The sequence below is a fragment of the Fulvivirga kasyanovii genome (assembly GCF_009711405.1).
GTDB classification, from domain to species: domain Bacteria; phylum Bacteroidota; class Bacteroidia; order Cytophagales; family Cyclobacteriaceae; genus Fulvivirga; species Fulvivirga kasyanovii.
The window spans coordinates 21,032-32,737 of sequence record NZ_SMLW01000661.1; the positions used below are offsets into that span (position 1 = coordinate 21,032).

General features: G+C 42.5%; 14 protein-coding genes. 10 read left to right on the plus strand and 4 right to left on the minus strand.

What is annotated here, in order from left to right; all coding sequences use genetic code 11:
* Positions 1-51 precede the first annotated feature (51 nt).
* Positions 52-180: a hypothetical protein gene (locus E1163_RS31460; protein ID WP_281353191.1), complete on the plus strand. Its 129-nt coding sequence runs from the start codon at positions 52-54 to the stop codon at positions 178-180.
* 77 nt (positions 181-257) lie between these two features.
* Here the strand turns inward: E1163_RS31460 and E1163_RS25675 are convergent, their stop codons facing one another.
* A complete protein-coding gene (locus tag E1163_RS25675) occupies positions 258-686 on the minus strand; it encodes an FKBP-type peptidyl-prolyl cis-trans isomerase (RefSeq protein WP_155175792.1) in 429 nt (142 codons plus the stop codon).
* Positions 687-955: 269 nt separating this feature from the next.
* Between E1163_RS25675 and E1163_RS25680 the strand changes: the two genes are divergently transcribed.
* The 4 genes from E1163_RS25680 (at position 956) to E1163_RS25695 (ending at position 3,212) form a co-directional block, all read left to right on the plus strand.
* The gene (locus E1163_RS25680) at positions 956-1,630 is read left to right on the plus strand and encodes an RNA polymerase sigma factor (protein ID WP_155175794.1); all 675 of its coding nucleotides are present in this window, start codon (positions 956-958) and stop codon (positions 1,628-1,630) included.
* A gap of 4 nt (positions 1,631-1,634) precedes the next feature.
* The gene (locus E1163_RS25685) at positions 1,635-1,898 is read left to right on the plus strand and encodes a hypothetical protein (RefSeq protein ID WP_155175796.1); all 264 of its coding nucleotides are present in this window, start codon (positions 1,635-1,637) and stop codon (positions 1,896-1,898) included.
* A complete protein-coding gene (locus E1163_RS25690) occupies positions 1,867-2,490 on the plus strand; it encodes a hypothetical protein (RefSeq protein WP_155175798.1) in 624 nt (207 codons plus the stop codon). Before E1163_RS25685 ends, E1163_RS25690 begins: the two co-directional genes overlap by 32 nt.
* Before the next feature lie 92 nt (positions 2,491-2,582).
* A complete protein-coding gene (locus E1163_RS25695) occupies positions 2,583-3,212 on the plus strand; it encodes a trimeric intracellular cation channel family protein (RefSeq protein ID WP_155175800.1) in 630 nt (209 codons plus the stop codon).
* Here the strand turns inward: E1163_RS25695 and E1163_RS25700 are convergent.
* Complete coding sequence (locus E1163_RS25700; protein ID WP_155175802.1) at positions 3,209-3,775, minus strand: thioredoxin family protein; 567 nt, start codon at positions 3,773-3,775, stop codon at positions 3,209-3,211. The two genes, E1163_RS25695 and E1163_RS25700, sit on opposite strands and share 4 nt — an antisense overlap.
* Positions 3,776-3,840: 65 nt before the next feature.
* On the minus strand, positions 3,841-4,743 hold the full coding sequence (gene miaA, locus E1163_RS25705) for a tRNA (adenosine(37)-N6)-dimethylallyltransferase MiaA (RefSeq protein WP_155175804.1): 903 nt from the start codon (positions 4,741-4,743) through the stop codon (positions 3,841-3,843).
* Between the two features lie 35 nt (positions 4,744-4,778).
* Between miaA and E1163_RS25710 the strand changes: the two genes are divergently transcribed.
* From E1163_RS25710 to E1163_RS25730, 5 genes are read left to right on the plus strand one after another with little or no spacing between them, the layout of a single operon-like run.
* Entirely contained in the window at positions 4,779-7,208 is a 2,430-nt protein-coding gene (locus E1163_RS25710; RefSeq protein ID WP_155175806.1) for a PAS domain S-box protein, read from the plus strand.
* A gap of 5 nt (positions 7,209-7,213) precedes the next feature.
* A complete protein-coding gene (locus E1163_RS25715; protein WP_155175807.1) occupies positions 7,214-7,585 on the plus strand; it encodes a response regulator in 372 nt (123 codons plus the stop codon).
* Positions 7,585-7,860, plus strand: a complete 276-nt coding sequence (locus E1163_RS25720; RefSeq protein WP_155175809.1) for a hypothetical protein — start codon at positions 7,585-7,587, stop codon at positions 7,858-7,860. The genes E1163_RS25715 and E1163_RS25720 overlap by 1 nt, the downstream gene beginning before the upstream one ends.
* Positions 7,857-8,618, plus strand: coding sequence for an MBL fold metallo-hydrolase (locus tag E1163_RS25725; protein WP_155175811.1), 762 nt, complete (start codon positions 7,857-7,859; stop codon positions 8,616-8,618). Before E1163_RS25720 ends, E1163_RS25725 begins: the two co-directional genes overlap by 4 nt.
* Entirely contained in the window at positions 8,618-10,171 is a 1,554-nt protein-coding gene (locus tag E1163_RS25730) for an NFACT RNA binding domain-containing protein (protein WP_155175813.1), read from the plus strand. The genes E1163_RS25725 and E1163_RS25730 overlap by 1 nt, the downstream gene beginning before the upstream one ends.
* Positions 10,172-10,189: 18 nt before the next feature.
* Here E1163_RS25730 and pyk read toward each other — a convergent pair whose 3' ends face one another.
* Positions 10,190-11,620, minus strand: a complete 1,431-nt coding sequence (gene pyk / locus E1163_RS25735; protein ID WP_155175815.1) for a pyruvate kinase — start codon at positions 11,618-11,620, stop codon at positions 10,190-10,192.
* Positions 11,621-11,706: the final 86 nt, after the last annotated feature.

The following is an 11,706-nucleotide window of genomic DNA, read 5'->3' on the forward strand; positions in this document are numbered from 1 at the left end:
GAATGATTAAATTTGACCTCGATTAAAACAACCGCTGAAAATTCGATTATTATGGAACAATACGTTGGAGACGGAGCAAGCTTATTCATTACCATAGTGGCATGTCTTGCAGGTTTTGGAGCAGCAATTGGACTGCTTGACTTCATGAAAACAAAAAAAGAAGAGCCTAAAGAAGAATAATATATAAAGGTCGTTATAAAACAAAAAAGGCATGAGTGGAATCCATTCATGCCTTTTTTGTACAGGTACTGAGATTATTAACCAATCTCTACTAACTCTATGTCAAAAACAAGATCCTTACCAGCCAAAGGATGGTTAGCATCAATTTCAATAGTGTCAGCTTCCACTTTAGTAACTACTACCGGGATAGACTGTCCGTTAGGCTGTTGCATAGCTAGCTGTTGGCCTACTTCAGGCTTTAAGTCAGCAGGTAGCTGGGCTTTAGGTACTTCTACCACCATTTCATCATTTCTTTCTCCGTAAGCCTCATCAGAAGGAATATTAGCAGTTTTTGTATCTCCCACTTTCATTCCTGTTACAGCTTTATCAAATCCGGCTATCATCATACCGGCTCCTAATTCAAATTCCAAAGGTTCTCTATTCACTGAAGAATCAAATACAGACCCATCATTCAGTTTACCTGTGTAGTGTACTTTTACTCTGTCGCCTTTTTTTGCTTCAGACATAATAAAATATTTAATAGTAATTTATAATCGATCCTTGACTTTCAAGGTTGTGCAAAGGTACGGAAACAAGCCCTAATAAAAAATTTTGAAGCATTGTGTACCTTTTCGTATTTCGCTGCATTATGTAAGTAATTCATTTCCAAAACAATGTTTGTGTGGTTCCGTCTGCAGCGGAAAAACATTGTGAAGGCGGACAATATCCGGCCGCTGAGCCGAAGACAGCAGGCCGGATATTTTTAAAATACCTTTAATGATCGTAAATTATAGTAATGCTTACCCATACCACAAACATCGTACTCCCATGGCCCAAGGCGGTACGCAACCTTGTTGATGTTATATTCAACATCTTCTATGATCAGGTTAGCACTTCCACATATCACAAAAAAGAGGAGGAAATCCTTACTGAGTACAACATCATCAAAAAATGCCAGAACAACCCCGAGCATTTTGCCCCTTTGTACAGGAAATACTACGATCAGGTGTTCATGTTCACCTATAAAAGGGTAGACCACCTGGAGGCAGCCGCAGATATTACCTCACGGGTTTTCTTAAAATGCCTGAAAAACATAGGCAGGTACAAATATCAGGGAGTGCCATTCTCTGCCTGGCTGTATAAGATCGCCATCAATGAAGTAAATATGTTTTTCCGGCAGCAAAGCAAAATGGAGCGAACCGTAAGCCTGGATCATCATGACATGCGACAGCTTTTTGATGAAATTGACTACCAGGAAGTCCAAATTGATCCCGAGGTACTCATTACCGTGCTGCTTGAGCAACTGGATGAAAAAGAGATACAGTTTATAGAGCTGAGGTTTTTCGAAAACAGATCATTCAAAGAAATAGGGTATTTGCTCGGCCTGTCAGAGACCAATGCCAAGATAAAAACCTACAGAATACTTAAAAAGCTAAAGAAGATCTCAAAGCAGGTTAACTATAACGACTAATCCCATGGCAAAAATAAAAGTAAAAATTAACGCACCGGCACCGTCTATAGAAACCATTCACCAGTATCGGAACTTCAACCGGTTTATGGACCAGTATAAAAAATACTACTCCACCACCGGGATCAGGGACATGCTCTACAACGATCGAAAAAAACTGGTCTACATTGTGATTATTATCCTGTTTCTGATGTTGCTGTTGTTTGTAGAAGATCTACATGGTACGGGGTCGGGAAAACATGCGAAATCAAAAATTGAACTATTGGATTAAAGCGGGCCTTTTCATTTTGCTTTTGGCAGTACTGCCACAGATGGCTTGTGCCCAATACGTTGAACCTCACGAAGTATACACCGTTACTTCCGGCGACTCCACATTATCTAAAAAATTCATCAAGGCACTATGCGAGGCGGCACGCACCAAATCAGGTGCCGAACGCCCGGGCCTGCCATCCGACCTTGAGGCACTGATCGTACTGGCTGCCGGTACCGGTTACAACGATGCCGACCAACCACAAAAAAGCCTGAAATGGCATGAGAAATATGGTAGCAGTTGCTACTGCCCCGCATCTAAAAACTTCCCTGAAGGCAGTATCCTCCGCCAGGTAGTACATGCCAACTTTCGGGAGTTTGCCAATATCGTAGGCCCAAACAACAGGCTTACCCTTGACCTGCTTCAAACAGACGCCGACGGACTCAATATTTTCGAATATATCAACAAGCGGCGTATGGAGATAGAAGCCAGCCATAATGATAAGCGGTTTGAATTTCAGCAAGACGAACAATGGAAGGACGTTATGTTCTTTTACTTTCTGTTTTCGGAATACCGGGTCATTTTAATGCGCCAGATGGAAGAAGGCCATTGACTTCAAAAATTTTTCAGGTATTTAACTCTATTGCAGTCTACTTCCCAATATGTAACTTAGCTGCCTCTTGTAACTCATGACTGATATAACTTATGTCTTTACTCTACGCCCTTGACATTATCGGTACGTTTGTATTTGCCATTAGTGGCATCCGATTGGCTGCAAAAAAGAAAATGGATCTTTTTGGGGCTATGGTTATCGGCTTCGTTACGGCAGTTGGCGGCGGTACCACACGGGACGTCCTCCTTGGGAGCTACCCCGTAGCCTGGGTGCAGGACATCAACCTGCCACTTACTATTGCCCTGGCTATGCCCTTTACCTTTATTTTCAGGAAGTATATAGTCAATCTCAAAAGGACTTTCTTCGTATTTGACACCATCGGTATTGCACTGTTTACCATTAGTGGTATGCAAAAGGCCTTGTCTACAGGTATTCATCCGGCACTGGCGATTGTGATGGGTATGGTGTCGGCGGTTATGGGTGGTGTAATAAGGGATATTCTATGTAATGAAATTCCATTAATATTCAGAAAAGAAATTTATGCCACAGCTTGTCTGGCAGGTGGGTTGGTGTTCTTCCTGCTTGATTATTACACCGGTCTGTCTGAAAGCATCATTTACTTGATCACCACCATAGTGATCATAGTTATAAGGGTAGTATCTATAAAATACGATCTTTCTATGCCAAAAATGAAGGACGCTCCGATGGACGACAGCGATTAATTAATACTGGATTCGAAGGTCTTTTCCCAGTCTGCCCAGGAAGTGCTTTTGTAGTGGTCCCCACCAATATATTTGATAACTTTCTCAAACTGATCCGGTTTTTGATACCCCGGCATAGGCTGGATCATATTAAAATCCTCATCTAAAAAGACTACTGTCGGATAGCTTAGTTTATTATTGAGAAGGGATGCAGCCAATTGATGGTAGCCTCTTCTGCCAGATTCCACATATTTAAATACGTGGCCCCTGAACTCAATATCTTCAGTTTGTTCAGCATCAAGTTTAACCGGGTAATAGTTCTCGTTCAGGTATTTTGCAATTACAGGCTGGCTAAAAGTGTTTTTGTCCATTACCTTACACCATCCGCACCAGTCGGTATATACGTCTATGAATATCTTTCTTTTCTCCTTTTTAGATTTTTTCACCGCTTCTTCAAAACTCATCCAGTTTACCGGCCCCTCACCTGCTGCTTTTTTAGATTGCTTGTCGGATATGAATGCAGAGCTCCCTAAGAATACCAGTATAAAAGCCAATGGAAATATAATTAATGCTGCTTTTCTCATAATTCTAAAGATATACGTCTAAAACGCCTTTCAAGTTAAAATAATTTCAATTCAAATACTACTTATCAAATGTGCATTACTGCTTTGATATGTTTTAATATATCCTGAAAGTCATCAGGATGGAACCAGGTAATTTCCTGATCCTTGCCAAACCAGGTCATTTGTCGCTTGGCATACCGTCGTGAATTGCGTTTCAATAACCGTACCGCTTCCTCCCGATCATATATACCATCAAAAAAATCAAATATCTCTTTGTACCCTACGGTCTGCAAAGCATAGTGGTCTTTGTACGGGTACAGCTCCCTGGCCTCTTCAAACAATCCCTGCTCAATCATCAAATCCATGCGTTCATTGATCCTGGCATAAAGTTCTTCCCTTGGTCTGTCCAGCCCTATTTTTATGACCTCAAAGTCCCTTTTCTTCTTGCTGTTCTTTCTGAGGTCGGAGTATTTCTCACCTGTACCGATGCACACCTCAAGGGCACGCGTGACCCGTTGTGGATTTTTAAGGTCTACTACCTCATAATAGTCTGGGTCAAGCTTTCTAAGTTCCTCCGCCAGCACATCCAGGCCTTCCTTATTCAGCCGGTCGTTCAGCTCTTTACGAATAGAAAGGCTCACTTCCGGTATATCCGCCATGCCTTCGGTAACGGCATTTATGTACAAACCCGAACCACCTGTCATGATCAGACAGTCCTTGTACCGGAATAGCTCCTCAATCTTTTGCAAAGCCTCTCTTTCAAAGTCACCCGCATTAAATTTATCATGGATAGAATGGGAGTTGATAAAATGGTGTGTTACCTGCTGAAGCTCTTCTTCACTGGGTTTTGCCGTTCCGATCTCCATCTCCCTGAAAAATTGCCTGGAGTCCGCAGATATGATCCCCGTATCCAGCTCGCGGGCCAAATCAATACATAAACTGGTCTTTCCTACCGCTGTTGGCCCTACAATTACTATCAGAAACTTCATCAAAAGTGGTTTTGGGCAAATTTACCATTTATAAAATGACTTCACCAAAAGCGGGGGATGGTGAATTCCGATTGGTGATTATTTGTTATCTTCACGAGGAAATGAAGGATAGATCGAAAAAAGCAGAAGACCTCGTCGTCAAGGTAAATGAACTAAAGGAAAAACTCTTCGCGGAGAAGAACAAAAACTCCTTTACCAATTCCATTTTGGAGGGGGGCACCTTGATCATATGGGCGGTCAACAACGATTTTGAACTTATCTCTTTCAATCAAAATTACTTCAACTTCTTTCTCCAGGAGAACCCTGGTATTAAGATAGGCTATGAGGAAAAGGGGGTAGTAAAAATTGCCAACTCCGATACTTTCTGGAAGCAAAAATACAAAAGGGCACTTACCGGCCGCTCCCATAATTTTGAGATCATGCTCAAGGTAATGGGCGAAGAACAATGGAAAGAAGTATTTTTAAATCCTATCTACGATACACGCGGTGAAATAACCGGTGTATCAGGTCTGGCTTATGACATCACCGAAAAGATGCAGTCGCGGATCGCCCTTATGAAGAGCGAGGAAAAGTTCAGGAATATTTTCGAATCATTTCAGGACCTTTACTTCCGTTGCGATTTCAACGGCAAGCTGACCATGCTTAGCCCTTCGGTGTGTGATATCATGGGCTATACGGAAGGTGAGCTTCTGGGGAAGCACGTTACCAACTTTTATCTTTATAATATCCAGACCAAATTCCTGATCAGAAAGCTGGCCCAGGAGAAGCGCGTCCGGAATTTTGAAGCCAGTGTAATCCACAAGTCCGGAAAAATCATTCCGTGTATTTGCAATGTCAGGGTAATACAGGATGAGCAGGGGCGCCTGAAACATGTGGAAGGTGTAGCCCGCGACATTACCGAATTGAAAAAGACCAATCAGGAGCTGCAGAGATCAAAAGAGCTTGCTGAAAAATCCCTTAAAATAAAGGAGCGCTTTTTGGCGAACATGAGCCATGAGATAAGGACCCCGCTCAATGGCATCATAGGTATGCTCCACCTGCTCGACGAAACCCAGCTTGATCCTAAGCAAAAAAAGCACATCCAGACGCTTAAAAGCTCTGCCGATATATTACTAACTATCCTCAATGACCTGCTTGACCTATCCAAGATCGAGGCAGGCAAAATGGAGCTCAAGCATGTGCCTTCAAATACGGAGGCTATATTTGAAAAACTCACCCTGCTTTACCGACAGCAGGCCTATGACAATGCCATTACCCTTAAATTTAAAAAGGGAAGCGATATCCCCGATTATATAGAAGTTGATGAAACCAAACTGATCCAGGTGTACTCCAACCTGATATCCAATGCCATTAAATTTACCCCTCCGGGAGGCGTGGTAACTGTAAGCCTTGAGGTGTATAAAAAAAGAAAAAATGGCACTATCATCATGGAGGGATATGTCAAGGACTCAGGGATCGGCATATCGAAGGCAGACCAACGAAAGTTATTTTCCAGCTTTACCCAGTTGGATAGCTCAAGCAAAAAAAGCTACAAAGGCACTGGTCTGGGGTTGTACATTTCCCGTAAGATCGTAGGCCTCTTCAACGGTAAGATTGGCATTAAATCCACGGAAGGAAAAGGGAGCAAATTTTGGTTCACCTTTGAAACCAAAGAAGTGGAAAAACCCGAAGAACAGGCTCAGCCGGCAGTTAAAATCACAACACTGGAACACTCACCCACCGTACTGGTAGTAGATGACAACAGTGTAAACCTTGACCTGGCTTATGAGATCCTGAAAAACGCAGGCTGTAAAGTAACCGTGGCATCCAGCGGAAAGGAAGCACTGGCTTTATCCGAAGGGCTGTGCTTTGATGTGATACTGATGGATATTCAAATGCCGGATATGGACGGTCTTGAAGCCACCCGGCAAATAAGGAAACAGTGTAAAGAGCAAACCCCACCGATAGTTGCCATGACGGCCTACTCCATGAAAGGTGATGAAGCAAAGTATCTCTCTGCAGGTATGGACGACTATATTGCCAAACCTATCAACCCACAGATACTAATACAGAAAGTAAACCAGTGGACGACGGATAAGGTAACTGAACCGGAAGTTCAAAAAGAAAAGACCGACAAACATCTGACAATTAACCAAAACACCTTAGATTTACTTAAACAATATGCGGGTGAAGAAGCCGTGCAGGAGGCCCTGGAAGAGTTTGACGAGGAGTGTCGCATGCAGATAAGCGACAGTGCCAAAATGTTTGAAAGCAAAAACTTTAAGGAAGTTCTGGATATTTTACATACCTTGAAAGGCAATGCGGGTACGCTCGGTGTTGAAAAGATGGCATTCCAGGCCGCAAAAATGGAAGACGAATTAAAAGAAAAAAAATATTCTAATTTTGTCAGGGATTTACAGTTTCTTAAATCCCTTCATGAAGAATTTATTGAAGAAACTAAAAAGGTTGGACCAAAAACAAATTAAATAGAATGGCAAAGAAAATCTTACTTGCGGATGACAGCCCGGTAATACAAACCTTGTCAAAGAAAATATTCCAGGGACAAGGGTATGATTTCAAAGGAATAAAAACAGGAACACGAGTAATTGAGGAAATCGAGAACAACGACTACGACGTTATCATCCTGGACATAATACTTCCCGGAGCCGATGGCATGGAGCTTGCCAAAAAGATCAGGGGACTAAAAGACAAGAAAAAAGCTGAAATGCCCATAATTGCCATATCAGGCAACTATAAAAACTACTCAAAATCCGATTTTGACGAAGCAGGCATCAATGAGTACCTGATCAAACCTCTGGATTATGACGCCCTCGTGAATGCTGTAAAAAAATACACGCAATAATGAGTATTAAGTATTCTAAGCATTTTTTGAATAAGCTTGAGGACCTGCTGGCTGAAACAGAATATATTCTTAGATACGAAAGAGGTAATTTTAAGTCAGGCTGGTGCATTCTCAATGAAAACAAAGTTATCATTGTTAATAAATATTATGCCATTGACGGTAAGATCAACTGTCTTCTGGACATCATCAAAACGGTTGACATAGATAAAAACCAGCTAAGCGATAAAAACAGGAAATTATATTTGGAACTGGCACAAACCGAACTTGAGCTTTGAGAATTACACTGCTAGGAACCGGAACATCCCAGGGTGTGCCTGTCATTGCTTGCGGCTGTGCGGCATGTCAGTCTCTTGACTTTAGGGATAAGCGGTTACGCACATCCATACTAATTGAGAAAGACGGGAACAGCTTTGTTGTAGATACGGGCCCGGATTTCAGACAACAAATGCTTAGGGAAGGCGTCAAAAAACTTGACGCCGTTATTTTTACCCATGAGCATAAAGACCACACAGCAGGCCTTGATGATGTAAGGGCATTCAACTTCCGTCAAAAAAAAGACATGCCTATCTATGGCAGACCCAACGTTATAGAGCAGCTAAAGCAGGAGTTTAGCTATGCCTTCGGAGAAAAAAAGTATCCCGGTGTACCCCAACTGGAAGTTCACACCATTGACAACAACCCTTTCTCCATTGAAGGTGTTGATTTCATGCCTATAGAAGTAATGCATTTGCGTTTGCCGGTTTTTGGGTTCAGGATTGGTGACTTCACCTATATCACAGATGCCAACTATATTAGTCCTGAGGAAAAAGAAAAGATCAAAGGCTCAAAAGTACTGGTACTTAATGCCCTGCAAAAAGAACCACACGTGTCTCATTTTAATCTGGAAGAGGCGATAGAGCTGGCACTGGAAATAAAGGCAGATGCCACCTACTTCACCCACATCAGCCACCGGATGGGACCTCACAAGCAAGTGGACGAAGAGTTGCCAGAAGGAATAAACCTTGCTTACGACGGATTGGTTATAGACTTGTAATGCATAATAACTATTATTTCCTAAAACAGCTCAGTGCCCGGCTGGCAGAAGAGTTAAAGGGCTTTCAGCTCGTTGAGGCGTTTTCTCAAAACAAGAATGAGCTGATAATCGGGTTTGCCCGGCAAACCGAAGAATTCTATATCAAAGCCCACCTCAACCCTGCCTTTTGTTGTTTATCATTTCCCGCCGATTTCAGCCGGGCCAGAAAAAACAGTGTTGACCTCTTCACTGATCTATCTATGGCCGAAGTTGAAAATATTGAGCAGTTTGACAATGAACGTTCATTCGCTATCGTCTTTAAAAACAACTATAAGTTGCTCTTTAAAATGCATGGCAACAGGTCCAACATTGTGCTATTTAAAGACGATGAAGTTGCTGAAGTATTTAAAAAGAGTCTGAAAAAAGATTTTGAAATAGACATCAACCAGCTTCACAGGCCAATTGACCAGTCATATGAAGCCTTTGTTCAGCAAGGCGGTGACTACAAGGATCTGTTCCCTACTTTCGGAAAAGTGATTAAAAAGTACCTGCTCACCCATGGTATTAAAGAGAAAGATACTGATGCGAAATGGAAACTGATCCGGGAAACCCTGGGGCACCTTACAGAACAAAAGTATTACATTACCGAAATAGAAGGCCAGTTACACCTTAGCTTAATAAAGACCGGGTCGGTACAGCACGAATTCCATGACCCAGTCAAAGCCATTGACAGTTTTTTTATTCAATATATAAGCGAGCATGCTTTCAAAAGCATTAAAGGTGAGGCATTGCTCGACATCAATAAGCAGCTTAAGCAAACAGAGAGCTACGTCAGAAAAACCCAAAAGAAGCTTGAGGAAATAGAAAGCAGGCTTAACTATCACATACTGGCGGATATTTTGATGGCCAACCTTCATCAGGTGCCTGCTAAGGCCGAGGAGGTGACCCTTCAAAACTTTTATGACAACAATGCTCCCATCACCATTAAACTGAAACGTGACCTTTCTCCTCAAAAAAATGCGGAAGTTTATTACAGAAAGGCCAAAAACCAATCGGTAGAGATAGAAAACCTCAAAACAAACCTGAGACAAAAGCTACAGGCCATAGAAACCCTGGAAGAGCAAAAGATGGTGATTGAGGAAGAGCAGAGCCTTAAAGCACTCCGCAACCTTGTGAAGCGGGACCAAAACCAGGCGTCAAAGAAAAAAGAACACCTGCCATTTAACGCCTTCACCTACGACGGCTTTGATATATGGGTAGGAAAAAATGCCAGGAGCAACGATCGCATGCTCCAGCAGCACTCATTCAAGGATGACCTATGGCTTCACGCCAAGGATGTAAGCGGCTCTCATGTGCTTTTGAAGTATAAGGCAGGCAAACCCTTCCCGAAAGATGTGATAGAAAAAGCGGCGGAACTGGCAGCGCATTTCTCTAAAAGAAAGTCAGACACTCTCTGTCCGGTAATCGTGACGCCAAGAAAGTTTGTAAGAAAACGAAAAGGAGACCCAGCGGGGGCAGTGATGGTAGACAAGGAAGAAAAGACCTTACTTGTCAGGCCGAATAACTGGTCCTGACAAGTAAAGCAACTATATTTAATCTACAACATTAAGCTTAACGGTGTTAGTACGGCCCTTGGCATGTATTGGCATACTTGCCGTGGTAATAAACACGTCACCGGTCTGGATGTGTCCCTTCTCCTTCAATATCTCCTCGATATCCGCAAAAGTATCGTCGGTTGACACCTCTTTATCATAGTAGTAACCTCTTACTCCCCAGATAAGGTTTATGGTGTTCAACAACGGCCTGTTGCTTGTAAAAATAAAAATATTGGCTTTTGGCCTGTGCGATGACAATTTAAATGCTGTATATCCCGACTGGGTCATACCTATAATAGCTTTTGCCTTGGAAGCTTTCGCCAATCGACATGCAGCCAGCACTAAAGTGTTATTATAAAATAGAGGATCGTTCTGATCAGGCAGGTCGTGACGGAAATATACGTCTGCCTCCCTTTCCACACTGGTAATGGTTTTCACCATACTTCTGATCACTTCTATAGGATAAGCACCGGCAGCAGTCTCTGCGGATAGCATGAGTGCATCAGCACCATCCATAACGGCATTAGCCACGTCATTGGTCTCTGCACGTGTTGGTCTGGGGCTTTCGATCATACTTTCCATCATTTGAGTAGCGATAATTACAGGCTTGGCCAGTTTATTACACTTTCTCACGATCATCTTCTGCGCCATTGGCACCTCTTCCATAAAGATCTCCACACCCAGGTCACCACGGGCAACCATCACGGCATCCGCCGCATCAATTATAGCATCTATATTACCGATAGCTTCAGGCTTTTCTACCTTGGCTATGATCTTGGTCTGTTTTCCGGCAGCCTTTATTCTCTCCCTGAGGTTATGAATGTCCTCGGCTGTTCTTACAAATGACAACGCCACCCATTCAACATCGTTGGCCAGACCGAACTCAAGGTCTTTAACATCCTTATCAGTCAGCGAAGGTGCTGAAACTTTTGTAAAAGGCATATTGATACCCTTTCTGGATTTCAACTTACCACCATAAATAACCTCAGTTACTACCTCGGTATTTTTTATCTCGGTTACTTTTAGCTCTATTTTACCGTCATCGATCAGGATCATATCACCCACGCCAACATCTTTGGGAAGGTCCTGATAGACCGTGCTGGCCATTTTTGAATGCCCTACAATCTCTTCTACAGTAATCGTAAACTGCTCTCCTGATTTTAGCTTTGCACCTTTTTCTACTTCACCAACCCTGATCTTGGGTCCCTGAAGATCCTGTAAAAGGCAAACACATGCTCCCATTTCTTCATTCAGCTCGCGAACACTCTTTATTACATGAAGGTGGTCCTCATGAGTACCGTGTGAAAAATTAAGCCTGAAAATATCAACGCCCTCCTGGATGAGCTTTTTCAGAATTTTTTTATCGCTCGAGGCTGGCCCGACAGTAGCGATGATTTTAGTCTTATTAAATTGTATTTTTTGATCCATAGTCAAGTTAAAAAGTTGTCTTTAGACTTTAGTTTTTCTACTTCGATGGCGGCAATATATTCAATCCACGGGACTTCTTTTAATTC

Coding starts and splice junctions, on each gene's coding strand:
- E1163_RS25700 (WP_155175802.1), bottom strand. CDS start 3,775: ATGAGAAAAGCAGCATTAATTATATTTCCATTGGCTTTTATACTGGTA.
- E1163_RS25730 (WP_155175813.1), top strand. CDS start 8,618: ATGCATAATAACTATTATTTCCTAAAACAGCTCAGTGCCCGGCTGGCA.
- E1163_RS25690 (WP_155175798.1), top strand. CDS start 1,867: ATGCGAAATCAAAAATTGAACTATTGGATTAAAGCGGGCCTTTTCATT.
- E1163_RS25710 (WP_155175806.1), top strand. CDS start 4,779: ATGACTTCACCAAAAGCGGGGGATGGTGAATTCCGATTGGTGATTATT.
- E1163_RS31460 (WP_281353191.1), top strand. CDS start 52: ATGGAACAATACGTTGGAGACGGAGCAAGCTTATTCATTACCATAGTG.
- pyk (WP_155175815.1), bottom strand. CDS start 11,620: ATGGATCAAAAAATACAATTTAATAAGACTAAAATCATCGCTACTGTC.
- E1163_RS25675 (WP_155175792.1), bottom strand. CDS start 686: ATGTCTGAAGCAAAAAAAGGCGACAGAGTAAAAGTACACTACACAGGT.
- E1163_RS25695 (WP_155175800.1), top strand. CDS start 2,583: ATGTCTTTACTCTACGCCCTTGACATTATCGGTACGTTTGTATTTGCC.
- E1163_RS25715 (WP_155175807.1), top strand. CDS start 7,214: ATGGCAAAGAAAATCTTACTTGCGGATGACAGCCCGGTAATACAAACC.
- E1163_RS25685 (WP_155175796.1), top strand. CDS start 1,635: ATGGCAAAAATAAAAGTAAAAATTAACGCACCGGCACCGTCTATAGAA.
- miaA (WP_155175804.1), bottom strand. CDS start 4,743: ATGAAGTTTCTGATAGTAATTGTAGGGCCAACAGCGGTAGGAAAGACC.
- E1163_RS25720 (WP_155175809.1), top strand. CDS start 7,585: ATGAGTATTAAGTATTCTAAGCATTTTTTGAATAAGCTTGAGGACCTG.
- E1163_RS25680 (WP_155175794.1), top strand. CDS start 956: ATGCTTACCCATACCACAAACATCGTACTCCCATGGCCCAAGGCGGTA.